Source organism: Acidovorax sp. 94 (assembly GCF_003634645.1).
Classification (GTDB): Bacteria; Pseudomonadota; Gammaproteobacteria; order Burkholderiales; family Burkholderiaceae_C; genus Acidovorax; species Acidovorax facilis.
In genome coordinates this window covers 2,760,001-2,783,002 of record NZ_RBJA01000001.1, presented here as the reverse complement: position 1 = coordinate 2,783,002, position 23,002 = coordinate 2,760,001, and the positions used below count along the sequence as shown (strand labels likewise).

At 63.0% G+C, this 23,002-nt stretch carries 25 protein-coding genes (1 of these 25 cut by a window edge); 18 read left to right on the top strand and 7 right to left on the bottom strand.

Annotated elements, in window-relative coordinates:
* Nucleotides 1-29: 29 nt before the first annotated feature.
* Nucleotides 30-2,081 carry a TonB-dependent siderophore receptor gene (locus C8C94_RS12790; RefSeq protein WP_121422837.1) on the bottom strand — a complete coding sequence of 684 codons (2,052 nt, stop codon included), beginning with the start codon at nt 2,079-2,081 and terminating at the stop codon, nt 30-32.
* Between the two features lie 357 nt (nt 2,082-2,438).
* Here C8C94_RS12790 and C8C94_RS12785 point away from each other — a divergent pair, with 357 nt between their 5' ends.
* Nucleotides 2,439-3,104 (top strand): hypothetical protein, encoded by a 666-nt coding sequence (locus tag C8C94_RS12785; RefSeq protein ID WP_147433256.1) that lies wholly within the window; start codon nt 2,439-2,441, stop codon nt 3,102-3,104.
* 162 nt (nt 3,105-3,266) lie between these two features.
* Here C8C94_RS12785 and C8C94_RS12780 read toward each other — a convergent pair whose 3' ends face one another.
* The gene (locus C8C94_RS12780) at nt 3,267-4,667 is read right to left on the bottom strand and encodes a Fic family protein (RefSeq protein ID WP_121420961.1); all 1,401 of its coding nucleotides are present in this window, start codon (nt 4,665-4,667) and stop codon (nt 3,267-3,269) included.
* A gap of 210 nt (nt 4,668-4,877) precedes the next feature.
* The gene (kefC, locus tag C8C94_RS12775; protein ID WP_121420960.1) at nt 4,878-6,788 is read right to left on the bottom strand and encodes a glutathione-regulated potassium-efflux system protein KefC; all 1,911 of its coding nucleotides are present in this window, start codon (nt 6,786-6,788) and stop codon (nt 4,878-4,880) included.
* A 253-nt stretch (nt 6,789-7,041) separates the two neighbouring features.
* On the opposite strand from kefC, the gene C8C94_RS12770 reads away from it, so the two are divergent.
* From C8C94_RS12770 to C8C94_RS12755, 4 genes are all read left to right on the top strand, one after another.
* A complete protein-coding gene (locus C8C94_RS12770; RefSeq protein ID WP_055398576.1) occupies nt 7,042-7,680 on the top strand; it encodes a LysE family translocator in 639 nt (212 codons plus the stop codon).
* Between the two features lie 108 nt (nt 7,681-7,788).
* On the top strand, nt 7,789-8,409 hold the full coding sequence (locus tag C8C94_RS12765) for a ParA family protein (protein ID WP_055398577.1): 621 nt from the start codon (nt 7,789-7,791) through the stop codon (nt 8,407-8,409).
* A gap of 96 nt (nt 8,410-8,505) precedes the next feature.
* The gene (locus tag C8C94_RS12760; RefSeq protein ID WP_056066019.1) at nt 8,506-8,970 is read left to right on the top strand and encodes a MaoC family dehydratase; all 465 of its coding nucleotides are present in this window, start codon (nt 8,506-8,508) and stop codon (nt 8,968-8,970) included.
* 32 nt (nt 8,971-9,002) lie between these two features.
* A complete protein-coding gene (locus tag C8C94_RS12755) occupies nt 9,003-9,947 on the top strand; it encodes a LysR family transcriptional regulator (protein WP_055398579.1) in 945 nt (314 codons plus the stop codon).
* 49 nt (nt 9,948-9,996) lie between these two features.
* Here the strand turns inward: C8C94_RS12755 and C8C94_RS12750 are convergent, their stop codons facing one another.
* Nucleotides 9,997-10,524 (bottom strand): tRNA (cytidine(34)-2'-O)-methyltransferase, encoded by a 528-nt coding sequence (locus C8C94_RS12750; RefSeq protein ID WP_121422836.1) that lies wholly within the window; start codon nt 10,522-10,524, stop codon nt 9,997-9,999.
* Nucleotides 10,525-10,609: 85 nt separating this feature from the next.
* Nucleotides 10,610-11,332, bottom strand: coding sequence for a ComF family protein (locus C8C94_RS12745; RefSeq protein WP_121420959.1), 723 nt, complete (start codon nt 11,330-11,332; stop codon nt 10,610-10,612).
* Between the two features lie 23 nt (nt 11,333-11,355).
* Here C8C94_RS12745 and C8C94_RS12740 point away from each other — a divergent pair, with 23 nt between their 5' ends.
* The 8 genes from C8C94_RS12740 to C8C94_RS12710 all read left to right on the top strand — a co-directional run bounded on the left by C8C94_RS12740 (nt 11,356) and on the right by C8C94_RS12710 (nt 17,719).
* Nucleotides 11,356-12,261: a class I SAM-dependent methyltransferase gene (locus C8C94_RS12740; RefSeq protein WP_121420958.1), complete on the top strand. Its 906-nt coding sequence runs from the start codon at nt 11,356-11,358 to the stop codon at nt 12,259-12,261.
* A gap of 151 nt (nt 12,262-12,412) precedes the next feature.
* Nucleotides 12,413-12,889, top strand: coding sequence for a DUF2244 domain-containing protein (locus C8C94_RS12735; RefSeq protein ID WP_121420957.1), 477 nt, complete (start codon nt 12,413-12,415; stop codon nt 12,887-12,889).
* A 59-nt stretch (nt 12,890-12,948) separates the two neighbouring features.
* Complete coding sequence (gene coxB, locus C8C94_RS12730; RefSeq protein WP_055398584.1) at nt 12,949-14,118, top strand: cytochrome c oxidase subunit II; 1,170 nt, start codon at nt 12,949-12,951, stop codon at nt 14,116-14,118.
* Nucleotides 14,119-14,148: 30 nt separating this feature from the next.
* Nucleotides 14,149-15,780: a cytochrome c oxidase subunit I gene (gene ctaD, locus C8C94_RS12725; RefSeq protein WP_055398585.1), complete on the top strand. Its 1,632-nt coding sequence runs from the start codon at nt 14,149-14,151 to the stop codon at nt 15,778-15,780.
* Nucleotides 15,781-15,791: 11 nt separating this feature from the next.
* Nucleotides 15,792-15,902, top strand: coding sequence for a cytochrome oxidase small assembly protein (locus tag C8C94_RS25870; protein ID WP_212742253.1), 111 nt, complete (start codon nt 15,792-15,794; stop codon nt 15,900-15,902).
* Nucleotides 15,903-15,915: 13 nt separating this feature from the next.
* Nucleotides 15,916-16,551 (top strand): cytochrome c oxidase assembly protein, encoded by a 636-nt coding sequence (locus C8C94_RS12720; protein WP_121420956.1) that lies wholly within the window; start codon nt 15,916-15,918, stop codon nt 16,549-16,551.
* Nucleotides 16,548-16,772 carry a DUF2970 domain-containing protein gene (locus C8C94_RS12715; RefSeq protein ID WP_055398587.1) on the top strand — a complete coding sequence of 75 codons (225 nt, stop codon included), beginning with the start codon at nt 16,548-16,550 and terminating at the stop codon, nt 16,770-16,772. The genes C8C94_RS12720 and C8C94_RS12715 overlap by 4 nt, the downstream gene beginning before the upstream one ends.
* 65 nt (nt 16,773-16,837) lie before the next feature.
* Nucleotides 16,838-17,719, top strand: coding sequence for a cytochrome c oxidase subunit 3 (locus tag C8C94_RS12710; protein ID WP_121420955.1), 882 nt, complete (start codon nt 16,838-16,840; stop codon nt 17,717-17,719).
* 117 nt (nt 17,720-17,836) lie between these two features.
* On the opposite strand, the gene C8C94_RS12705 is transcribed toward C8C94_RS12710, so the two are convergent.
* Nucleotides 17,837-18,061 (bottom strand): twin transmembrane helix small protein, encoded by a 225-nt coding sequence (locus C8C94_RS12705; RefSeq protein WP_055398589.1) that lies wholly within the window; start codon nt 18,059-18,061, stop codon nt 17,837-17,839.
* A gap of 15 nt (nt 18,062-18,076) precedes the next feature.
* Here C8C94_RS12705 and C8C94_RS12700 point away from each other — a divergent pair, with 15 nt between their 5' ends.
* Genes C8C94_RS12700 through C8C94_RS12680 form a run of 5 tightly spaced genes read left to right on the top strand, consistent with a single transcriptional unit; the run spans nt 18,077 to nt 22,253 of the window.
* Nucleotides 18,077-18,862, top strand: a complete 786-nt coding sequence (locus C8C94_RS12700; protein ID WP_121420954.1) for an SURF1 family protein — start codon at nt 18,077-18,079, stop codon at nt 18,860-18,862.
* Nucleotides 18,804-19,547 carry a hypothetical protein gene (locus tag C8C94_RS12695; RefSeq protein WP_055398591.1) on the top strand — a complete coding sequence of 248 codons (744 nt, stop codon included), beginning with the start codon at nt 18,804-18,806 and terminating at the stop codon, nt 19,545-19,547. Before C8C94_RS12700 ends, C8C94_RS12695 begins: the two co-directional genes overlap by 59 nt.
* Nucleotides 19,547-20,728, top strand: a complete 1,182-nt coding sequence (locus C8C94_RS12690) for a heme A synthase (protein WP_121420953.1) — start codon at nt 19,547-19,549, stop codon at nt 20,726-20,728. The genes C8C94_RS12695 and C8C94_RS12690 overlap by 1 nt, the downstream gene beginning before the upstream one ends.
* Complete coding sequence (gene cyoE, locus C8C94_RS12685) at nt 20,725-21,627, top strand: heme o synthase (protein ID WP_121420952.1); 903 nt, start codon at nt 20,725-20,727, stop codon at nt 21,625-21,627. The genes C8C94_RS12690 and cyoE overlap by 4 nt, the downstream gene beginning before the upstream one ends.
* Before the next feature lie 8 nt (nt 21,628-21,635).
* The gene (locus tag C8C94_RS12680) at nt 21,636-22,253 is read left to right on the top strand and encodes an SCO family protein (RefSeq protein ID WP_121422835.1); all 618 of its coding nucleotides are present in this window, start codon (nt 21,636-21,638) and stop codon (nt 22,251-22,253) included.
* A gap of 134 nt (nt 22,254-22,387) precedes the next feature.
* On the opposite strand, the gene C8C94_RS12675 is transcribed toward C8C94_RS12680, so the two are convergent.
* Nucleotides 22,388-23,002, bottom strand: partial view of a tripartite tricarboxylate transporter substrate binding protein gene (locus C8C94_RS12675; RefSeq protein ID WP_055398594.1) — the 3' portion only. It continues 423 nt past the right edge of the window; 615 of the gene's 1,038 nt are visible here — the last part of the coding sequence; the start codon falls outside the window, past its right edge; its stop codon occupies nt 22,388-22,390.

Genomic DNA, 23,002 nt, shown 5'->3' with positions numbered 1-23,002 from the left:
CGTGCGGGCGGCTGGGGTGGAGCGCTGCGTCAGAAGAAGTACGTCACGCCCAGGCTGAAGTTGCGTGGCAACGCGGGCGAGACCACGTTGGCGTTGATCGCGCCGTCGTAATACGCCTTGTTGAACACGTTCTTCACGCCCGCCGTCACGCGGTAGTTCTCGCCCATGTAGCTGACGGACGCATCGGCCACAAAGTACGACGGCAGCGTGAACGGGTAGGAGCCGATCTGCTCGCTCACGTAGCGCCCACCCAGGCCCAGCGTCACGCGCTGATACTGCGGCAGCTTGTACGTGGCCCATGCCGTGAGCGTGTGGCGCGGCGTGAGGTTGAGTGGCTTGCCCACGATGGCGGCGTTGTTGTCGCGCGTGACCTTGGACTGCGTGTAGGTGTAGGCGCTGGTCAGCTTCCAGCCGTTCTTCAGGTCTGCACCCAGCTCCAGCTCCAGCCCGCGTGCGCGCTGCTCGCCGGTCTGCACGCTGAAGCCCGTGTTCACCGGGTCGGCGGTGGTCACGTTCTCGCGCACCAGGTCAAACACGGCGAGCGCGCCGGTGACCTGGCCGCCGGGGGCTTCGTACTTCACGCCCGCCTCCCACTGCTTGCCGGTTTCGGGCACAAAGTTCGATCCGCCAAACGTCAGGCCCGACTGGGGCAGAAACGACTCGCCATAGCTGCCATACGCGGCCCAGCCGGGCTTGAACTCGTACACCAGCCCGGCCGACAGCGTGGTGGCGTTGTCCTTCTGGCGCGTCTGCGTGTTGGCCACGCGGTTGTTCGTATCGGTGGTGGACCAGTCGCGGCGCAGGCCCACCAGGGCTGTCCAGCCCTGGCCAAACTTGATCTGGTCCTGCGCATACAGCCCGGCCACGGTGAGTTTGGCGGGCGCATCCTGCGTCAGCGCCTCGGGGCAGGTGGCCTGCATGCCATACACGGGTGCAAACAGGTCCAGCGCACCGATGCGGCAGGTGCGGCTGGCCAGCAGGCTGGTGCCGCTGCGCGCATCGAGGCCCGTCACCAGCTGATGCTTCACGCCCAGCGCTTCAAAGCGCGACAGCAGCGAGGTGTCGGTGGCCAGCAGGTCGTAGTCCATGTACTGGCGCGAGGCCTGGCGGTTCTGCAGCCGCTGGTTGGTTTGCAGCGCCTGGTTGGAGACAAAGTTGCCCGTGCCCTTCTCGGTTTCGTAGCGCACGTTCTGGCGGAAGGTCATGGCCTCCGACATCTTGTGCTCCAGCGTGTAGCCCACGGTATTGCTCTCTACGTCATACCCGCCAAAACTTGGGTCGCCCGTGAACATCGTGACGGGCAACGTGCCGTTGCGGTTGGGTAGCAGCGTGCCATAGGGCGTGATGCCCTGCTGGCGCATCCATTGGCTCTGGCTGTAGGTGGCAAACAGCACCAGGTCGGTCTGCGGGCCCAGGTCGATGGAGAGCGACGGCGCAAACCAGCGGTCCTTGCGGTAAACGAACTGTGTGGGGTCGTCCACGTTGGAGACATGCGCATTGATGCGCAGCGCCGACTTGCCCGATTCGGACAGTGGTCGGTTGATGTCGGCCTGCAGCGTGCGCTGGCCGAAACTGCCCACCTCCACGCCCACCTCGTTGATCGCTTCCTTCTTGGGCCGCTTGCTCACCGCATTGACAATGCCGCCGGGCTGCACCTGGCCATACAGCACCGACGCCGAGCCCTTGAGCACCTCGAAGCGCTCGTAGCCGTAGGGCTGCAACTTGGCCCACATGCCCGGGCTCTGCACCAGGCCATCCACCAAGATGGATTCGGTAGAGCGAAAGCCCCGAATGTTCAGGTCATCAAACCCCCGGCGCCCAAAGTTGACCGGGCTGACCCCCGCCACCGTCTGCAGCGCTTGCTGCACGTTGGTGATCTGCCGCGACTCCATTTGCTCGCGCGTGACCACGCTGACGGACTGTGGGGTTTCCAACCGCCGCATGGGCGCCTTGCTGGCGGTCTGTGCCTCCACGGGCGCAAAACCCATGTCTTTTTCGGTGCTGGCGTTGATGCGGACTTCTTGCAGTTGGGGCGCGGCCGTTGCCGGGTCTGCTGTCGGTGTACTGACCTGTTGCGCCATGGCGGCCTGGGCAAGGCACAGGGCCAGTGGGGTCAGGGCGAAGAAGGTGGCCTGGCGGGTCGATGTGCGTGATGACGAACGAAGGCGGGCGAGCGAGGAGCGTGGCGACACCGCACGCGAGGGCTGAGAAGACATGGGAGTCCCGATGGAAAGAGAGGCGGACAAACGCTGGGGCGCTGGCTCGCGTGACTTTCGGGACGCTGGCTGGCAGGAGGAATGATTGTAATGCGAATGGTTCTTGTTTGATTTGGTGTTTTGGACTCTTTATGCGGATGCTAGTGCGCCAACGTCGGCTGTCTTGCGGCCGCTATAGTTGGGTATCTCTTGAGTAGCAATCCCCATGGATGCAAGTGCTTCATGCACTTTTTCACTACATGTACGGCAGCTTTAAACAAGAGAAATGGTGTCCAAAACATCCCACCTTATTTCGCTTATCCGTTGGAGCTGCGCTGCCAAATGAAAGAAGAATTAGTCGCTGCGAGCGAGAGAGCAGCTCAACTACTCAAATACGCCGAGCAGATGTTTGGGTCAATGACGTCGCAATGGAAGTATGTGGGGGTGACATTCTGCGATCATCCTCCGCATCTTTATTACACGCCTGAGACAAACTCGGTCCAAATCGCACTGAGCATGCGGGCTCTTGATGACGATATGCAACGAGACTTTCAGCTATCTCATGAGGTCTGCCATCTCTTGTATCCGTCAGTTGATCCTGATGATCCCGCTACGCCGCAGACAACCGTGCTCAATGAGGGGATTTCGACTTATTTTTCAGTGATAGTCGTTTCAGCGGACTACGGCGACGAAGCTGCTGAATCTGTCCTCAGGGGCTTGGCGGAGAACTCCCCAAGGTACTTCATGGCTTTCAAGAGCGTTTTTGCCTTGCTGAAGCGTGATGCCGACGCAATAAAGAAGCTGAGGAAAATTCAGCCAATGATCAATGACGTGTCAGTGGAACATCTCATGGCGGCTGAACTAGGATTGACTCAGGACGAAGCCGAAACACTCGCTGCGATATGTTGAGTTCTCGGATCGCGCTGTAATAGCATCTGCCGACTTGGATGCGTTGTCGCAGGAGTAAGCAGATCCGCTGTGCAGCAATGACTTTGTGCCGTCAAATGCACCGGAGAATGGTTCTTTCGAAAGCCGATTTTGGGAGGCATGTCCCAAAATGCATAAAGCGCATTACGCAGTCTCACCTCGATAGTTTCGTTCCCACTCCCCAAACTCCAACGGCCGAATCCCAAACCGCACCGCATTCCCCGCATGCAGCGCGCCAAACTCGGCCAGCGCCAGCTGCACAAAATGCGTGTGGTCGGCCTCTGGGACAGAAGCAGGCATCCTGCGCTTCACCGCCTCCTCCGTAGCCGCCTCCCCCTTCCGCACGATGGCCGCAATCACCTCGGCCAGCGCCTGCCGGTGCCGCAGCCGAAAAATATCCGGCGGCACCAGGTTCTGCTTCACTGCCACGTATTGCTGGCAAGACCGCTCATATGCCCACACGAATACATCGCGCAGCAGGTCCACGCGGTTGAGTTCGTATACGCCCAGCATGGCGTCTACATACGCTTGCTGCGGTACGTCGATGAACGACAGCGGGCACAGGTTGTGGCGGATGAAGGGGATGTTGGCCGCCAGGCGCGAGACGCGTTTGTTCACGTCCTCGAACGGCTGCAGGTAGGGCAGGTGCACCATCAAGAAGAAGGCTTGCTCGAACGGGTCGGTGATCTCGGCGGCCATCTGGGTGACGATGCCGAAGAGTTCTTCGAGCCGCTGGGGCAGGGCGATGGGCAGGTAGACGCTGCCGCCAATCTCCACCGCGCGGCGGCGGATGCGGCCCACGGCGGCGGGGTCGGCCATCAGGCCGTCGGACAGGAAGGCGTGCAGTGCGATCAGCGTGCCGGTTTGCACCTGCGCGTTTTCAGGCTGGAGCACCAGGTATTCGATGGCCTGCTTGTGGTTCAGGATCATCTGGGTTTCCAGCGCGTTTTTGCCTTCGGCGGCCTGGCCGAATTCGATCAGGCGTTCTGTGTCGAGCCGGCTGTAGGTGTTACCTTCGAGGTGGGATGAGGCCCAGGACAGGTCGATCAGCAGGCGGTTGAGGATGTCTTTGGCGAAGGTGCCTGCGGGCGTTTGGTCGGCGGGGGAGCGGCCCAGGGTGTGCAGTTGCTCGCGCAGGCTCGGCGGCAGGTAGGCCGTGTGGTTGGGGTGGTACTGCGACAAAAAATCCAGTTGGTAGCCCACCGGTTTGCGCAGGTGGCGGGGCTGGGAGATGGCCGCGCGGATTTCCGCGCCCTCTGCCGAGGTGGGCACGTAATCTGCAGTGGTGGCAACAGGGCTGGTTGCCGCCGGATGGGCGGATTCGACAGGCTGCGAGCGTGGGTAGTAGCGGGTGGCGCGGCCCTCTCCGCGCACTTCGATGCGTTGTTGATCCACCAGCTGCGCAAGCCGGCGCTGCAGGGTGCGGCGCTGGTAAGCGTTGCCCAACTGGTGCAGCAGGGCGTCGCTGCCAATGCCTGCAGGGGCAGCGTTGGCGATCAGTACCGCAAGCGTGTTCAACTCCTCGGATGGGGTGATGCGTGGCATGAGGGGCTCCTGTTGTCGCGAGTCGAAATCGCGACAAATAAGTGTCGCGAAACAATTTTAAGCGACAAATAAAGTGTCACGAATCGTGGTTTCGCGTCACGGTGGAGTTAGGTGCAGTTACCCTGGCGGCGCGGGGCGCCATATTCTCTTTTCCAAGGGAGGCTGATTTTGCTATTTAATAGATAGCTATAAGCGCTTGATAAATAAGCGCTAGAGCCTGTTTTTATCCAAATTTTCGCCGCTGGCAACCTCTTTCCCAGCATCCGCTTCCTCCGCCTCGCCATACCCCGGATAGGCGCCGCCCGCCCCACCCAGCGCTGCCCCTTCCTGCCGCTCCCGCGCCATCTGCTCCGCAAACTGGTTGCGCCCTTCTCGCGCCACGGCGATGAACTTGGCGCGGTCCTTGTGGTGCGGGTACATGCGGTCGGCCAGCGCGATGTTGTGGGTGCGAAAGCGCTGGGTGATGGCGGTGGCTTGCGCGGGTGGCAGGCCCATCAGCTCCAGCACGGTGTGAGCGCTTTGCAGGCTGGACTCGAACAGCTCGCGCTGCACCAGTGTCACGCCCAGGTCGCGCAGCTTGTTCCAGTGCGTCACATCGCGCGCGCGGGCCACGATCTGCAGGTGCGGGAAGTGCTCGCGCGCCAGTTTGGCGATCTGCAGGGACTGCTCGGCATCGTCCACGGCCACCACCAGGATGCGCGCGTGTTCTGCCCCGGCGATACGCAGCAGGTCGAGCCGCGTGGCGTCGCCGTAGAACACGCGGTAGCCGAAGGTGCGCGCCACTTCCAGCATGTCCACGCTGTGGTCCAGCACGGTGGTGGGGATGCCTTGGGCCAGCAGCACGCGCGAGACGATCTGCCCATAGCGGCCGAAGCCCGCGATGATGATGGGCGCCTCTTGGGGTTCGGAAATTTCCTCGGCCTGGGGCGTTGTGTTTTTGAGCTGTGCGTAGCGGCGCAGCAGCACGCGGTCCAGCAGCACCAGCAGCAGCGGGCTGATCAGCATCGACAGCGCCACGGCGCCAATCAGCAGCGAGGCGGTCTCGGCCGGGAACACGCTGGCACCGGCTGCGGCCTGGAACACTACAAACGCAAACTCGCCGCCCTGGGCCAGCAGCAGGGTGAATACCGGGCGCTCCTGGTAGGGGATGCCGACGACCTTGGCCAGGGTGTAAATGACGATGGCCTTGGCAGCGAGAAAACCGACCAGGATGGCGGCCATGAGGCCGGGCGAGCGCAGGATCACGCCAAAGTCGATGCTCATGCCCACGGCGATGAAGAACAGGCCGAGCAGCAAGCCCTTGAAGGGCTCGATGTCGGCTTCGAGCTCGCGCCGGTATTCACTGTCGGCCAGCAGCACACCAGCGAGGAAGGCGCCCAGCGCCATCGACAGGCCCACCAGCACCATCAGGTAGGCAATGCCCACCACCAACAGCAGCGCGGCGGCCGTGAAGATCTCGGGGGTGTTGCTCTTGGCGATCCAGCGCAGCACGGGGCGCAGCAGCAGGCGCCCGCCGAGGATGATGGCGGCGATCACGCCGACGATCTTGAGCACCTCCAGCACCATCTCACCTGGCGAGTGGCCCGCGCCTTCGCCGGCGGCTGCGCCCAGCACGGGCAGCAGGGCCAGGATGGGGATGGCGGCCACGTCCTGGAACAGCAGGATCGAAAAACCTGCCTGGCCGCTGCTGGTGCGCATCAGGTTGCGCTCGGCCAGCACCTGCAGCGCAATCGCCGTGGACGACAGCGCCAGGCCTAAAGCGCCCACCAGGCTCACGCGCCAGGGCAGGCCCGCCAGCGCACCCAGCGCAAATAGCACAGCTGCGCAGCCCAGCACCTGTGCGGTGCCGGTGCCAAAGATGGGGCGGCGCAGCGCCCACAGGCGGCTGGGTTGCAGTTCCAGCCCGACCAGGAAGAGCATGAGCACCACGCCAAACTCGGCAAAGTGCAGGATGTCCTGCACGTTGCTGACCAGCCCCAGGCCCCAGGGCCCGATGGCGATGCCCGCCGCCAAGTAGCCAATGATGGCGCCCAGGCCCAGCGCCTTGGCAATGGGCACGGCCAGCACGGCAGCGGTGAGGTACAGGAAACCGTAGGTGAGCCAGGTGGGGGCGTGTTCCATGGAGGCGCGGCAATAGTGATGGCGTTGGGAGGGGCGTCGCAGGGGGCGGACGGGCGGGCGTGGGCGTGTCAGGATTCTGGCATTGCCGTAGCGATGCGGGGGTGCGCGTGGCATAGCATTGAAATGCTTCTATTTTGATAGCAGGTAGCGCTTTATGGTCAAGCGCTAGCAGGCATTTTTATCCAGATCATGGCAGCGACACGGGGGCGTTGTTAAGATGCTCGCCCTTCTTCGCACACGGGCTTGATGATTCATGGACTTTCAGACTTGGCTGGCTTTTTTTGCGGCATCGTGCCTGATTGCGGTGTCGCCGGGGTCGGGGGCCGTGTTGTCGATGAGCCATGGGCTGTCGTACGGCGTGCGCAAGACGGGCGCCACCATCCTGGGCCTGCAGCTGGGCCTGTTGCTGATTTTGCTGATTGCCGGGGCGGGCGTGGGTTCGCTGCTGCTGGCGTCCGAGGTGGCTTTCAGCGTGGTGAAAGTGCTGGGCGCCTGTTATCTGATCTATGTGGGCTTTGCGCAGTGGCGTGCCGGGGACAAATCGCCGGTGCAGGGCGATGAAGCAGAGTCGGCCGGCACCTGGCAAAAACGCTGCCTCACGGGTTTTTTGACCAACGCCACCAACCCCAAGGGCATCATCTTCATGGTGGCGGTGTTGCCCCAGTTCATGACCGACACGCGCCCACTGTGGACCCAGCTGGTGGTGATGGCCGCCACCACGGTGACGGTGGACGTGGTGGTGATGCACGGCTACGCTGCGGGGGCCAGCGCGCTGCGCCGCCTGATGCGCAGCGCGCGTGCGGTGCGGGCGCAAAACCGTGTGTTTGGCGGCTTGCTGATGGCGGTGGGCGCCGGGCTGTTCTTCGTCAAGCGCGGCGGGCAGCACGCTTGATAGGATGGTTGCGCTTCGATTTTAATAGCTGCTTGCGCTTGCCTATAAAGCGCTAGAGGCTGATTTGGCTTGGTTTTTCATGGATACGCAGATTCCAAGGAGGTTGTCATGCCAGTAGTTGTTGTCGCCAACCCGAAGGGTGGTGTGGGCAAGTCCACACTGTCCACCAACATCGCGGGCTACTACGCCAGCCAGGGGCATCCCGTGATCCTGGGCGACACCGACCGGCAGGAATCCGCCAAGCTCTGGCTGGGCCTGCGCCCGCCAGCCGCGCGCCCCATTGGCGCCTGGGATGGCATCAACTCGGACGTGATCAGCCGCCCGCCCAAGGGCACCACGCACGCGGTGCTCGACACCCCTGCCGGGCTGCACGGCTGGCGGCTGAACGATGTGCTCAAGCTGGCCGACAAGATCATCGTGCCGCTGCAGCCCAGCGTGTTCGACATCTTTGCCACACGCAGTTTTCTGGACCAGCTGGCCGAGCATCGCCGTGCTGAAGGGGTGCAGATCGGCATTGTGGGCATGCGCGTGGACGCCCGTACCAAGGCCGCCGAGCAGCTGCACCATTTTGTGGACAGCCTGGGCTTCCCGGTGCTGGGCTACCTGCGCGATACGCAGAACTACATCCACCTGGCGGCGCATGGCCTCACGCTGTTTGACGTGGCGCCCGGCCGCGTGGCGCGCGACCTGGAGCAGTGGCAGGGCATCTGTGCATGGCTCAATTCTTGAAGGACAGCGTGAAGCAGAACGTACAACCAGTCCCTCGGGAAAACACCTGTCACCCGGCAGACAAGGCGCGCCTGGGTGCGGGGCTACATTGCGACGATGAAAATCTTCCGCTCTTATTCCGAAGTCAGCGCCTGCGTGGGCCAGGAGGTCGCCGTGACCGACTGGATCACCATCACGCAGGAACAGGTCAACCTGTTTGCCCAGGCCACGGGCGACCACCAGTGGATCCATGTGGACCCCGAGCGTGCCAAGGCCGGGCCGTTTGGCGCGCCCATTGCGCATGGGTTTCTCACGCTGTCGCTGATCCCGCAGTTTTTCGAGACGGGCCTGACCATCGAGGGTGCGCGCATGGGCGTGAACTACGGGCTGAACAAGGTGCGCTTCACGGCACCGGTGCCGGTGGGCAGCCGCCTGCGCGCGCGTCTCACCTTGCAGGCTGCCGAGCCCGTGGCGCCCGATGGCATGCAGATGACCTGGTTGGTGACGGTGGAACGCGAGGGCAGCGACAAGCCGGTGTGCGTGGCCGAGTCTTTGGCGCGCAATTTCGGCGCTCCGGCCTGAGCCTGGTCGCCACCGGGCAGGAGGTCTGAACCATGGACCGCCTGCAAGCCATGAAAATTTTCGAGCGTGTGGTGGAGGAGGGCGGCTTTGCCGCCGCCGCCCGCGCCATGGACATGTCACCCCCTGTGGTCACCCGCATGGTGGCCGAGCTGGAGCAGCATCTGGGCACGCGGCTGCTGCAGCGCACTACCCGCAAGCTGGCGCTCACCGACGCGGGTGATGCCTATCTGCAGCGCGTACGCACCATCCTGCACGAGATCGACGACGCCGAAGCGGCAGCGGCGGCCAACACGCGCGATCTGCGCGGCACCATCCGCATCGTTGCGGCGCCTGTGCTGGCGACCAACTTTCTGGCGCCCATGGTGGCGCTGTGGCATGCGGAGTTCCCCAAGCTGTTGCTTGACATCGACCTGGACGCCTATGCCTCGGCGAGGGTGGATGAATATGATGTGACCATCATGGTGGCAGGCGAGGATTTTGATGCCAACATCGTGGCACGCCCCCTGTTGAAGGGGGAGGCGATTGTTGTTGCATCACCCGACTACCTGGAGCGCAAGGGCATTCCGCGCGAGCCGCAAGACCTGCTGCAACACGACTATCTGCGCGACTCCGGCATGGCCGCGCGAGCGCAGTTGGGGCCAGCGCGCAAGCTGCGCCTGCAATCGCTCAACGGCAGCATGCCCGCGCAAGAGGTCGATGTGCCGGCAGTGCTGCAGTCGGTCAGCACAGAGCTGCTTCTGCGCGCGGCGGTAGACGGCGCGGGGGTGGCCGTCACATCGCGCCTGCTGGCCGAGGAACACCTGGCCCGTGGCGAACTGGTGCACATCCTGCCTGCGTGGATTTTTTCGCGCTACACCATCTATGCCGCGCTGCCGTCCGGCCGCATGCTGCCCGCGCGCACCAAGGTGTTTCTGGACTTTCTCAGCGAGCAGGTGCCCCTGGCCGTGGCGGACCAACGCGGGCAGCAGGCCAAGTAACCCAAGGCCATCGGCCAGGGCGGCGCACCTACCAACAATCAGCCAAGCATCAACCCAGCTGCGCAAATCCGCTGATGATGGTGCCCTCTGGCTCCACGGCGATTTCGCCGTCGGGCATCGCAAAACTGTTCTGGCGCCAGGCTTCGAACACCGTCACAGCCACGGCGTTGGACAAATTCAGGCTGCGCTGGCCCGCCACCATGGGCAGGCGCAGGCGTTGTGCGGGCGGAAAACTCTCGCGCAGTTCGGGCGGAAGCCCTCGCGTTTCAGCGCCAAACACCATCCAGTCGCCCGGCAGGAAGCAGGTGGAATGCACGGGCTGCGAGCCGTGTGTGGTCATTGCGAACATGCGGGTCGGGTCTGGTTGGGTATCCCGCAGGAAGGCGGTCCAGCCTGCATGCACTTGCACCTGGGCGTATTCGTAATAGTCCAGCCCCGCACGGCGCATCTGGCGGTCTTCCATCGAGAACCCGAGCGGCTCGATGAGGTGCAGAGTGCACCCCGTGTTGGCCGCCAGGCGAATCACATTCCCCGTGTTGGGCGGTATTTCGGGTTCGACGAGGACGATATGGAACATGCCGCCAATTGTCATCGCTGGGCGTGTGAGTTGAGCAACCGCTCGTAATCAAAAGTATCCCGCTGGTACTTCGAGGTTGCGGGGCTCAGTCGAGCCCCGTGCGCGCCAGGACGGCGGCGGTGACATGCGCCACGCCTGCCTCGCGCAGCGCCAGGGTGGCCGCCTGCAGCGTGGCACCGGTGGTCATAACGTCATCGATCAGCACCACCCGCTGGCCGCGCAGGGCTGCCGCGCGGCTGGGTTCAACGGCGAAGGCGCCGCGCAGGTTGCGCAGGCGCTGGGCGCGGGGCAGGCTGCTTTGCGCCTCGGTGGCGTGCATGCGCAGCAGGGTGTGGAGGTCGGTTTTGGGGCCTACCAGGTGCCTTGCCAGCAGGGCCGACTGGTTGAAGCCCCGCTCGCGCAGGCGTTCGGTGGACAGCGGCACTGGAAGCACGCGGTCGGCCGCTTCCAGCGCCGGTTCCATCCACGGCGTGCTGCGCATCAGTGTGGCCAGCGCCTTGGCCCAGCCCGGATCACCGCGAAACTTGAACTGCGCCAGCGCATCGGCCCAGGGGTAGGCGTAGTCCACTGCGGCAATGCAGGCATCAAAGCTGGGCGGGGTCTGGATGCAGGCGCCGCAGACCTCTACCCCTGCGGGCACCCGCAGGGCGCAGCGCTGGCAGCGCGTGGTGGGCTGGGCAAACCGCGCCACGCAGGCGTTGCAGATGCGCTGCGAGGGCCAGGTGTGGCAGAACGCGCACTGGCTGGGCACCTGGTGGGCCCAGGTGTGGAAACGGCGCGAAATCCCTGTCAGGCCCGTAAAAAGCATGAATCAATATACTCGCGCGGCCCATGACGTCCTCCGAGCGCCCCCCCACCATTGATCCCGTTGCTGCGGCCCGCTGGCATGCAGCAGCCCCCGCCGTATCTCCCTGGCTTCATGAAGAAGTGGCCCGCCGCATGGAGGGCCGCTTGCAATGGATTCGCCAGGCCCCTGAATCGTGGTGCCATTGGGACGCAGCGCGTGGCGGCCTGCAGGCGCATGCGCTCGTGAGCGCACGCTATCCCAAAGCGCGTTGCCAGATCTACGAAACGGCAGCCCATTGCGAGGACTCTGCACGGCAAGCGCTGGCCAAGCCGTGGTGGAGTCCTGCGCGCTGGAGCGCAGGCAACCCCCAGCTGGGTATGCCTGCAGATGCGAGTGTGCAGATGCTGTGGGCCAACATGGCGCTGCACACGGCAACCGACCCGCAGGCGCTGATCGCGCAATGGCACCGTGCCCTGGCGGTGGATGGCTACCTGATGTTCTCGTGCCTGGGGCCCGATACCCTGCGAGAACTGCATGCGGTGTATGCCGAGCTGGGCTGGCCCCCGGCAGGGCATGCCTTCACCGACATGCACGATTGGGGTGACATGCTGGTGCACGCCGGTTTTGCCGAACCGGTGATGGACATGGAGCGCATCACGCTCACGTTTGCCACGCCCGAGCGGCTGGTTCAAGAGCTGCGCGAGCTGGGTTGCAATCTGCACCCTGATCGCTTTCCCTCATTGCGCGGTCGGCGCTGGCGCGAGAAGCTCTACCAAGTGCTGTCCGACCGGTTGGCAGATCCGCAACAAGGTGGTCAGTTGGCACTGACTTTCGAAATCATTTATGGCCATGCCTTCAAGCCTGCGCCTCGGGTGCGCGTCAGTTCCAGCAGCGCTGTGTCTCTGCAGGACATGCGCACCATGTTGCGCCAGGGCGGCAAAGAGAACTAGCCTGTAACGGCGTGTCAATGACATGGAACAAGGCACGCTACAATTCCGGGTTATTGAGATTTCGGGCATCTTCCCGCGCAACTTTGCGGGCTGCGCCTGTCTTGCCTTGGGCATGACAGGCACCCAGCTGGCAGTCTTGTGAGCACTTCTGGTGACGGGCTTGGTTTTTCGTTTTGCCACGGTGTCGGGTCAACGCATTGACTGGCGTCTCGTTCGCAACTGTTCGGTCACGCCGGTGCAGTTGGGCTGGATGTATCTGTCCTTGTGTGTGGTGTCCCTGGGTATCGCAACGTGCTTCTGGATACTCGGTGCCCGCCTGGTCATGCCCTTTGCGTGGCTGGAGATGGTGGCGGTAGGAATTGCATTCGCCATGTACGGTCGCCATGCGGCGGATGGCGAGAGGATTTCGCTGCAGGGTTCACGCCTTGTGGTGGAACTGGAGACAGCAGGCAAGCTGGAGCGCGCCGAGTTTGACCGGAGTTGGGTTCGCGTAGAGCCCAAGTCTGGGGACCGTTCGCTGATCATGCTGTCTGCGCAGGGCCGAACGGTCGAAGTGGGGCGCTTCATGCGCCCCGAACTTCGACCGGCTCTGGCATCGGAGATCCGCATGGCCTTGCGCGCAGCCTGACCCCACGCAGGCGCGCGAAAGGGATTGGTTAAATTGAGGCTTAGAAGTAAGTGAGAACTATGAAGAGCATTTCCAACAAGCTGGCTTCTCTGCTGCTGATTGCCGGTGCATGGGTGGGCTCCGCAGCCCATGCCGTTCAGGACCTGCCTGGCGGCCCTGCAGTCAACCAGCTGAACCTGCATCCCCCGGTCACCAAGATCGCAGAAGAGCAACATTTTCTGCACTGGATGATGCTGATCATCTGCACGGTGATCTTTGTTGCAGTGTTCTCCGTGATGTTCTACTCGATTTGGAAACACCGCCGTTCCAAGGGCGCCAAGTCGGCCAATTTCCATGAATCCGTGACGGTGGAAGTGGTCTGGACCATTGTTCCGTTCATCATCGTGATCCTGATGGCCCTGCCTGCCACCAAGGTGCTGGTGGCCCAGAAGGACACCACCAACGCCGACCTCACCATCAAGACCACGGGCTACCAGTGGAAGTGGGGTTATGACTACATCACCGGCGAGGGCGAGGGTCTGGCCTTCATCTCCACGCTGGACAGCAGCCACCGCGTGATGTCTGACAGCGGCAATGTCAAGGATGCGCCGACCGACTACCTGCTCAAGGTGGACAACCCGATGGTGGTGCCGGTGGGCAAGAAGATCCGCATCATTACGACGGCCAACGACGTGATCCACGCCTTCATGGTGCCCGCCTTCGGCATCAAGCAGGATGCGATCCCTGGCTTTGTACGCGACACCTGGTTCCGCGCCGAGAAGATTGGCGATTACTACGGCCAGTGCGCCGAGCTGTGCGGCAAGGAGCACGCTTACATGCCCATCCATGTGAAGGTCGTGTCTGCTGAGGACTACACCGCCTGGGTGGCTGATCAGAAGAAGAAGGCTGCTGCCAAGCTGGACGACCCCACCAAGGTCTGGGCGCTGGACGACATCATGAAGCGGGGCGAGAAGGTGTATGCCGCCAACTGTGCGGCCTGCCACCAGGCCAACGGCAAGGGCGCTGGCCCCATCAAGCCATTGGACGGTTCGGCCATCGTGCTGGACGCGGACCATGTCAAGCAGATCCAGGTTCTGCTCAAGGGCGCAGCCAATGGTGCCATGCCTGCATGGGCGCAACTGAGCGATACCGATATCGCAGCCGTTGCCACCTACACCAAGAATTCGTGGTCCAACAAGACCGGCCAGCTGGTGCAGCCTGCTGAAATCGTGGCCCAGCGCGGCAAGTAATCAGCGCCCTAACGTATTGAGGAATCCAAGATGAGTGCAGTTCTCGACAACCACGGGCATGCGGGCGACCACGCACACGACGACCATGGACACCATGGTCCCACCGGCTGGCGCCGCTGGGTGTATGCCACCAACCACAAGGACATCGGTACCCTGTACCTGCTGTTTGCCTTCGCCATGCTTATGGTGGGCGGCGTCTTGGCGCTGTTGATTCGCGCCGAGCTGTTCCAGCCCGGCCTTCAGCTGGTGAACCCCGAGCTGTTCAACCAGCTGACCACCATGCACGGTCTGATCATGGTGTTCGGCGCCATCATGCCGGCCTTCGTGGGCTTTGCGAACTGGATGATCCCGCTGCAGATCGGCGCATCCGACATGGCTTTTGCCCGCATGAACAACTTCAGCTTCTGGCTGATGATCCCTGCGGCCATCATGCTGGTGGCATCGTTCTTCATGCCCGGTGGCGCTCCTGCTGCGGGCTGGACGCTGTATGCGCCGCTGACGCTGCAGATGGGCCCCTCCATGGATGCCGGCATCTTCGCCATGCACATCCTGGGTGCCTCGTCCATCATGGGTTCGATCAACATCATCGTGACCATCCTGAACATGCGCGCACCCGGCATGACGCTGATGAAGATGCCCATGTTCGCCTGGACCTGGCTCATCACCGCCTACCTGCTGATCGCCGTGATGCCCGTGCTGGCTGGCGCAATCACCATGACGCTGACGGATCGCCACTTCGGCACCAGCTTCTTCAACCCCGCTGGCGGCGGTGACCCGGTGATGTACCAGCACATCTTCTGGTTCTTCGGCCACCCCGAGGTGTACATCATGATCTTGCCGGCCTTCGGCATCATCAGCCAGATCGTGCCTGCCTTTGCCCGCAAGAAGCTGTTCGGCTACGCCTCCATGGTGTACGCCACGTCGTCCATCGCCATCCTGTCGTTCATCGTGTGGGCCCACCACATGTTCACGACGGGCATGCCCGTGACGGGCCAGCTGTTCTTCATGTACGCCACCATGCTGATCTCCGTGCCCACGGCCGTGAAGATCTTCAACTGGATCGCCACCATGTGGCGCGGCTCCATGACCTTTGAGACCCCCATGCTGTTTGCGGTGGGCTTCATCTTCGTGTTCACCATGGGTGGTTTCACCGGCCTGATTCTGGCCATGGCTCCCATCGACATCCAGCTGCAAGACACGTACTACGTAGTGGCCCACTTCCACTACGTGCTGGTGGCGGGCTCCCTGTTCTCCATGTTTGCTGGCGTCTACTACTGGCTGCCCAAGTGGACGGGTGTGATGTACTCTGAAACGCGCGGCCAGATCCACTTCTGGGGCTCGTTGATCACGTTCAACATCACCTTCTTCCCCATGCACTTCCTGGGTCTTGCCGGTATGCCCCGTCGCTACGCCGACTACCCCATGCAATTCGCTGACTTCAACGCGATTGCCTCGGTCGGCGCGCTGGGCTTCGGTCTGATGCAGGTCTACTTCTTCCTGGCGGTGATTGTTCCTGCCATGCGTGGCAAGGGTGAAAAGGCAGCTGCTAAGCCTTGGGACGGTGCTGAAGGTCTGGAATGGGAAGTTCCCTCTCCAGCGCCTTTCCACACTTTTGAGAATCCACCCAAGCTGGATGCCACGGCAACCCGTGTAATCGGCTGAGGGCCACGACGATGACACCCGAGCAGAAAAAGAGCAACCTGCGGATGGCGCTGATCCTGGCGTCGATTGCGGTGGTGTTCTTCGTCGGGTTCATGGCCAAGGTGTTCTTCCTTTCCCGTTGAGTCCACACCTGCCATGAGCCTGCACCGCGAAAACGCCAAGATGGTCGGCAAGCTGGTCGTGATCGCGGCTGGCATGTTCGCCTTCGGCTATGTGCTGATTCCCATCTACAAGCACATCTGCGAGATGACGGGCATCAACATCCTGTCGCTCTCCGAGCGTCAGGTGCCTGGTAACGGCGTGGCGGGCAAGGATGTCAAGGTTCCTGCCAACACGCAGGTGGACAAGACCCGTACGATCACGGTGGAGTTTGATGCCAACGCGCGGGGTCCCTGGGATTTCAAACCTGCCCAGCGATCGGTGCAGGTGCACCCGGGTGAGCTGACCACGGTGATGTACCAGTTTCAGAACATTCAGAACCGCCGCATGGCTGCGCAGGCCATTCCCAGCTACGCGCCCCGCCAGGCTGCTGCACACTTCAACAAGCTGGAGTGCTTCTGCTTTAACCAGTACACGCTGGAGCCCGGCGAGAAAAAGGAATGGCCGGTGGCGTTTGTGATTGACCCCCGTATTTCAAAGGACGTGACGACCATTACGTTGTCCTACACGTTCTTTGAAGTGGGTGGCAAGACACCCGCAGCACCGCAGTCCACAGCAGCCGTGGATGTATCCCTTCCGACCATTTCCTCATTGGAAGGGGCTGGATCATGAATACCCCCCTGGAGCAGCCCGTGGTGAAGCCGCATGCGCGCAAAGGCTCGTTGCTGCGCACCGTGCGCGCCGTGGCCTGGTCGCTCATCGGCCTGCGCAAGGGCAGCGAATACCAGCAGGATGTCGAAAAACTCAACCCACTGCACATCATCGTGGTGGGATTGATCGCGGTCTTTCTGCTGGTCATCGGCCTGATCGGGCTGGTGAACTGGATCGTGTGAGTGAGTGTGTGTTGGTTGGTACGAACAAATACTGAAAACAAAGATTTTGAGAGTCAGGAGCTGAAATGAGTGCATCAACCCACGGCGGAACCCCGTACTACTATGTGCCTGCCGAGTCGCGTCACCCTGTGATGGCGGCTGCAGGCCTGTTCTTCGTCATTCTGGGCGCAGGGCAGTGGATCAACGGCCACGACTGGGGCAAGTATTCCCTGGCGCTGGGCCTGGTGTGGTGGCTATTCACGCTGTACCAATGGTTCGGCGATGCGGTGCGTGAGAGTGAAGGTGGCCTGTATGGCCACAAGATCGATCTGTCGTACCGCTGGAGCATGAGCTGGTTCATCTTCTCGGAGGTGATGTTTTTCGGCGCGTTCTTCACGGCCCTGTGGTGGGCGCGTTCGCACTCTGTACCTGCCCTGGGAAGCCTGGACAATGCACTGCTGTGGCCTGATTTCAAGGCGGTCTGGCCCAGTCTGGCTGCGGGCGTGACCGGTTCGCCGGCTGGCATCGTCGAGCCCTTCCAGACGGTGGGTCCCTTCTGGCTGCCCACCATCAATACGGCTCTGCTGCTGACCTCGGGTGTGACGCTGACCATCGCCCACCATGCACTGCGCGAAAACCATCGCGGCAAGACGATCGGCTTCATGTGGGCCACGGTGCTGCTGGGTTTTGTCTTCCTGCTGGTGCAAGGCTATGAGTACTACCACCTCTACACCGACCTGAACCTCAAGCTCAACTCGGGCGTGTTCGGTTCGACGTTCTTCATGCTGACCGGCTTCCACGGTTTCCACGTGTTCCTGGGCATGCTGATGCTGCTGGTGATCACGCTGCGATTGCAAAAGGGCCATTTCACCGCCGACAAGCACTTCGGTTTCGAGGGCGCTGCCTGGTACTGGCACTTTGTGGACGTGGTGTGGCTGGGTCTGTACGTGCTGGTCTACTGGATGTAAACCGCGCCTGCCATGTAAAAAAAGCGCCTCGCGGCGCTTTTTTTGTTGGCATGCATGCTGTCAGCGCAGAGCCTGGTCCATCGCTGGCGGCGTCCTGCTCGCCACGGTTGGGGGGGGTTAGCGGGCGGTTGCCGGCAGGCCAGTAGGCTGGATGTAGCCCAGCTGCCAGGCGACCAGGATACACAGGAACAGCACGATGGAGATCCCCACCCGCACGGCCAGCGCCTTGGCCATGTGGTTGCCCTTGGACTTGTCATCGCGTCCATTGCGCATCATGAAGAACAGGGCGGATGCCAGGCTGGCCAGAATGGCGATGAACGCCAGCACTACGAGGTATTTCATGGAGCACATTATCCCGTGACCACTTTCCGCCGTCCCGCAGGCTTGCGTTTCTGGTTGATCACACTCGCCGCAGTGGCGGGCATGCTGGTCACGGCATCGCTGGGCCGCTGGCAGCTGTCGCGCGCAGCCGAAAAAGAGGCGCTTCAGGCCGCGCTGGACGAACGGGGTCGCATGCCTGCCATTGACGGCCGCGCCTTGCTTGCTGCTGCGGTGGCAGATCCATCCTCGAAGGACGCCTCTTCGTTGGTGCACCGTGCTGTGGTTCTGGAGGGGCGGTGGCTGTCGGAGCACACGGTGTACCTCGACAACCGCCAGATGCACGGGCGCCCGGGCTTTTTTGTGGTGACGCCTTTGCAGCTGGCAGGGCAAAGTGGCGCGGCGGTTCTGGTGCAGCGTGGCTGGGCGCCGCGCAATTTCCAGGACCGCACGCAATTGCCACAGGTGCAGACGCCACAGGATGTGGCGGTGCGGGTGCAGGGCCGTGTGGCGCCCGCGCCTTCACGTTTGTATGAGTTCCAGGGCGCCGACAGTGCCCAGGGGTCTTCTCGCATCCGGCAAAATCTCGACCTGGCAGCGTTTCGCACCGAAACCGGTCTGGCGCTTGCCCACCTCACGGTGCTGCAGACGGGCGAAGCAGGCGAGGGGCTTCAACGCGACTGGCCCGTGGTCGGCGCAGGCGTCGACAAACACTACGGTTACGCATTTCAATGGTTCGGGCTCTGCGGCCTGATTGCACTTCTCTATGTCTGGTTCCAAATCGTCCGACGGTTCATTCGCCCGCGCAGCCACCCTGCCGCCTGAAGCCCAGGGGGACCATCCCCTGGGGCTCACCGTGCACACGCTGCCCGAAGCGGCGGGCGCCGTGGCCCTGACGCAGCGCACGCGCCATGGGCGTTTGAAGATGCTGGGCGTGCTGCTCATCTGCGCGGCGCCGGTCATCGCCTCGTATTTCACGTACTACGTCATCCGCCCCGAAGGCCGGCGCAACTATGGCGAGTTGATCAACCCGCAGCGCACCCTGCCGGACCTGAGCGCCACGGCACTCGATGGCAAGGCCGTTCCCCTGGCTTCGCTGAAGGGGCAATGGCTTCTGGTCAGCGTTGCGGGCGGGGCCTGTGATGCCGCCTGCCAGAAGCACCTGTACCTGCAGCGGCAACTGCGCGAAAGTGTGGGCAAGGAGAAAGACCGCGTGGACTGGGTCTGGCTGGTGAACGACGCTACCAGCGTGCCCCCGGAGCTCACGCCCGCATTGCAGAAAGCGACGGTGCTGCGCATGGATGCTGCTGCACTCAATGCGTGGCTTGCGCCTGCCGAGGGGCACCAGATCGCGGACCACCTGTATGTGGTGGACCCCATGGGCAACTGGATGATGCGTTTTCCGGCAGCCATGGACGCGGCAGGCGCGGCCAAGGCCAAGCGGGATCTTGAACGCCTGTTGCGTGCGTCCTCGTCATGGGATGAGGCCGGGCGTCCCGGGAAGCCGTGATGGACACCCCACAGCCGCTCTACGATCTGGCGCCCATCGCCCGGCTGATGCTGCTGGGCGTGCTGATTGCGCTCGGGCCGCTCGCCTGGGTGGGCTGGCGCAACCGCAACAACTCCCCCATGCGGCGCTTGCAGGCACTCACGGTGCTCACCCTGTTCCTGACGTTTGATCTGGTGCTTTTTGGCGCCTTCACCCGCCTGACCGACTCGGGTCTGGGCTGCCCCGACTGGCCTGGGTGCTACGGCAGCGCCAGCCCCGTGGGGGCGCGCACCGAGATCGCGGCGGCCCAGGAGGCCATGCCCACGGGCCCTGTGACCCATGGCAAGGCCTGGGTTGAAATGATCCACCGTTACCTGGCCACGGGCGTGGGCGTGCTCATCATCGTGCTCACGGTGTCGGCGTGGGTGCAGCACCGCAAGGCCTTGCGCATGGGGGGCGAACGTCCCCCCATCAGCCCGTGGTGGCCCACCTTCACGCTGTTCTGGGTGTGTCTGCAAGGGGCTTTCGGGGCGCTGACGGTGACGATGAAACTCTTTCCGGCCATCGTCACGCTGCACCTCATCGGGGGGCTGGTGCTGCTGGCGCTGCTGTGTGTGCAGGCAGTGCGCCACACCCAGAGCGCCCAGGGCAAGCTGCCTGTGCGTGTCTCCACCGGGTTGCGCTGGGGCCTGGTGATCACCGGCGTGCTCGTGGCGGTGCAGGTGGTGCTGGGTGGCTGGGTCAGCACCAACTACGCGGTGCTGGCTTGCACCACCTTTCCTACCTGTCAGGGGAGCTGGTGGCCAGCCATGGACTTTGGCCAGGGTTTTCAGGTCTGGCGCGCGCTGGGTATGCTGCAGGACGGCAGCCACATCAGTTTTGCCGGGCTCACAGCCATCCACTATGTACACCGGCTCATGGCTTATGTGGTCCTCTTGGCCCTGGGCATCGTTTGCTGGCGCCTTCGCCAGGCGGGCTTGCTCCGGGTTCAGTCCCGCTGGCTGGCCGCGCTGGCGCTGCTGCAACTGGCCACCGGCCTCTCCAACGTGGTGCTGGACTGGCCGCTGCTGGCCGCCGTGCTGCATACCGGTGGCGCTGCGGCGCTGGTGGTGGTGTTGACCTGGGCCTTGGTGTCCAGCCGCGCGGTGTCCGCGCCGCAAGAGTTTTCCGCGCCTTCGGGTGCATCGAGAGTTTCCGCATGAGTGTTGCTGCCCCCGCCGCTGTTTCTACGCCGTCGCGCATTGCGCAGTTCTATGCGCTGACCAAGCCGCGCGTGGTCCAGCTCATTGTGTTTTGTGCCCTCATTGGCATGGTGCTGGCTGTGCCTGGGCTTCCGTCGGCCTCGCAACTTGGGCTGATGGTCTTGGCCTGTGCCGGGGTGTGGCTGGTGGCGGGCGCTGCCGCCGCCTTCAACTGCATCGTGGAGCAGGGCATCGACGCCAAGATGAAGCGCACCGCCTGGCGTCCCACGGCCAAGGGCCAGCTGTCCAACGCCCAGACGCTGCTGTTTTCTGCCGTGTTGTGTGGTGCGGGGTCCGCACTGTTGTACTTCTGGGTGAACCCTCTCACGATGTGGCTCACGTTCGCCACATTTATGGGCTATGCGGTCATCTACACAGTGATTCTCAAGCCCCTTACGCCGCAGAACATTGTGATTGGTGGTGCGTCAGGCGCCATGCCGCCCGTGCTCGGTTGGGCGGCCATGACCAACGATGTCGGCCCGGAAGCGCTCATCCTGTTCCTCATCATCTTTCTGTGGACGCCTCCTCACTTCTGGGCGCTGGCCCTGTACCGGGTGGAGGACTATCGCAAGTCTGGCCTGCCCATGCTGCCGGTGACCCATGGCAACGAGTTCACCCGCCTGCAGGTGTTTCTGTACACCCTGATCCTGTTTGCCGGGTGCCTGATGCCCTTCGTCTACGGCATGAGCTCGTGGATCTACCTGGCCGCTGCGGTGGTGCTGAGCGCAGGCTTCTGCGGCTACGGTTTTGCCCTGTGGCGCAACTATTCGGACGCGCTCGCGCGCAAGACCTTCCGCTTTTCCCTCATCCACCTGAGCGCCCTGTTTGCCGCCCTCCTGGTGGACCACTACGTGCTGTGAAGACCGCCATGACCATGTTGAAAAGAAGTGCTCTTAAAACGATAGCTGTTGGCGCTTTATCTATAAGCGCTGCGGGGATTTTTAGTGCCTGTTCCGAGAAAAAGGCAGAGTTTCGTGGCGTGGACATCACCGGTGCGGACTATGCCCGTGACATCCCGCTGACCGACCACAACGGCCAGGCGCGACACCTCAAGGACTTTGCGGGCAAGGTAGTGGTGGTGTTCTTCGGCTTCACGCAGTGCCCGGACGTGTGCCCCACCTCCATGCAAGAGCTGGCCGAGGTGAAGAAGATGCTGGGCAAGGACGGCGACCGCCTGCAGGGCATCTTCGTCACGGTAGACCCCGAACGCGATACGCCGGAAGTGCTCAAGGCCTACATGGCCAATTTCGATCCCAGTTTTCTGGCCCTGTATGGCTCGCCAGAGCAACTGGCTGCGGTCGCCAAGGACTTCAAGATCTACTACAAGAAGGTCGATGGCAAAACGCCCACCAGCTACACCATGGACCACTCGGCGGGCAGCTACGTGTATGACACGGCGGGGCGCCTGCGCATCTATAACCGTTATGGCAGTGGCGCGCAGGCCCTGGCGGCAGACGTCAAGGCACTGCTTGCCGAGGCGGGCTGAGGTCTCTGCGGGCCCGCCAGTCCGCCTGCTGGTTTGACAGCACCTGCAACAAAAAAACCCGGGCAGGCGCATCAGCCAGACCCGGGTTGATGTTTGCTAGCAGCAAAGGCGTGCGGCGTTTCCGTCGCGCAGATTTATTCCGCCTTGATGCCGCGCATCGCGATCACGCCGCCCAGCAAGTTGGTGTCGGCCTTCACGCGGTTGGCCAGCCCCTCGGGCGACGAGCCCACCGTCTGCCAGCCCTGCTGGAACAGCTTGCCGCGCACCTCTTCGCTGCGCGCAATCTCGCTGATCAGCGCCGCCAGCTTGGCCTGGATCGGCTTGGGCAGGGTCGAAGGCGCCGCAAAGGCGTTCCAGATTTCCAGGTTGAAGTTGCTGATGCCGGCCTCGGCCAGGCTGGGCACATCGGGCGCCAGCGGGCTGCGCCCGGAAGACGTCACGCCAATCGCGCGCAGCTTGCCCGCACGCACCTGGGCCTGCGCCAGGGCCGGGGGCAGCAAGGCCATCTGCAACTGCCCGCCCAGCATGGCGGTGGCCACCTGCGGGTAGCCCGGGTAGGGCACATGCACCGGGTTGATGTTGCTGCGCGACTTGAGCAACTCGGTGCCAATGTGGCCCACCGTGCCCACGCCGGGCGTGCCATAGCTCCACTTGTCGCCGCCATTGCGGGCTGCCACAAAGAAGTCGCGGGCGCTGCTGTTGGCGGGCACCCCGGGTTGGCTCACGGGTGCTGTCAGGATCAGGGGCGA

Bases quoted from the DNA above. Each gene is read 5' to 3' on its own strand.
- C8C94_RS12790 (WP_121422837.1), bottom strand. From the start codon at position 2,081: ATGGCGCAACAGGTCAGTACACCGACAGCAGACCCGGCAACGGCCGCG.
- C8C94_RS12785 (WP_147433256.1), top strand. From the start codon at position 2,439: ATGCACTTTTTCACTACATGTACGGCAGCTTTAAACAAGAGAAATGGT.
- C8C94_RS12780 (WP_121420961.1), bottom strand. From the start codon at position 4,667: ATGCCACGCATCACCCCATCCGAGGAGTTGAACACGCTTGCGGTACTG.
- kefC (WP_121420960.1), bottom strand. From the start codon at position 6,788: ATGGAACACGCCCCCACCTGGCTCACCTACGGTTTCCTGTACCTCACC.
- C8C94_RS12770 (WP_055398576.1), top strand. From the start codon at position 7,042: ATGGACTTTCAGACTTGGCTGGCTTTTTTTGCGGCATCGTGCCTGATT.
- C8C94_RS12765 (WP_055398577.1), top strand. From the start codon at position 7,789: ATGCCAGTAGTTGTTGTCGCCAACCCGAAGGGTGGTGTGGGCAAGTCC.
- C8C94_RS12760 (WP_056066019.1), top strand. From the start codon at position 8,506: ATGAAAATCTTCCGCTCTTATTCCGAAGTCAGCGCCTGCGTGGGCCAG.
- C8C94_RS12755 (WP_055398579.1), top strand. From the start codon at position 9,003: ATGGACCGCCTGCAAGCCATGAAAATTTTCGAGCGTGTGGTGGAGGAG.
- C8C94_RS12750 (WP_121422836.1), bottom strand. From the start codon at position 10,524: ATGTTCCATATCGTCCTCGTCGAACCCGAAATACCGCCCAACACGGGG.
- C8C94_RS12745 (WP_121420959.1), bottom strand. From the start codon at position 11,332: ATGCTTTTTACGGGCCTGACAGGGATTTCGCGCCGTTTCCACACCTGG.
- C8C94_RS12740 (WP_121420958.1), top strand. From the start codon at position 11,356: ATGACGTCCTCCGAGCGCCCCCCCACCATTGATCCCGTTGCTGCGGCC.
- coxB (WP_055398584.1), top strand. From the start codon at position 12,949: ATGAAGAGCATTTCCAACAAGCTGGCTTCTCTGCTGCTGATTGCCGGT.
- ctaD (WP_055398585.1), top strand. From the start codon at position 14,149: ATGAGTGCAGTTCTCGACAACCACGGGCATGCGGGCGACCACGCACAC.
- C8C94_RS25870 (WP_212742253.1), top strand. From the start codon at position 15,792: ATGACACCCGAGCAGAAAAAGAGCAACCTGCGGATGGCGCTGATCCTG.
- C8C94_RS12720 (WP_121420956.1), top strand. From the start codon at position 15,916: ATGAGCCTGCACCGCGAAAACGCCAAGATGGTCGGCAAGCTGGTCGTG.
- C8C94_RS12715 (WP_055398587.1), top strand. From the start codon at position 16,548: ATGAATACCCCCCTGGAGCAGCCCGTGGTGAAGCCGCATGCGCGCAAA.
- C8C94_RS12710 (WP_121420955.1), top strand. From the start codon at position 16,838: ATGAGTGCATCAACCCACGGCGGAACCCCGTACTACTATGTGCCTGCC.
- C8C94_RS12705 (WP_055398589.1), bottom strand. From the start codon at position 18,061: ATGAAATACCTCGTAGTGCTGGCGTTCATCGCCATTCTGGCCAGCCTG.
- C8C94_RS12695 (WP_055398591.1), top strand. From the start codon at position 18,804: ATGTCTGGTTCCAAATCGTCCGACGGTTCATTCGCCCGCGCAGCCACC.
- C8C94_RS12690 (WP_121420953.1), top strand. From the start codon at position 19,547: ATGGACACCCCACAGCCGCTCTACGATCTGGCGCCCATCGCCCGGCTG.
- cyoE (WP_121420952.1), top strand. From the start codon at position 20,725: ATGAGTGTTGCTGCCCCCGCCGCTGTTTCTACGCCGTCGCGCATTGCG.
- C8C94_RS12680 (WP_121422835.1), top strand. From the start codon at position 21,636: ATGACCATGTTGAAAAGAAGTGCTCTTAAAACGATAGCTGTTGGCGCT.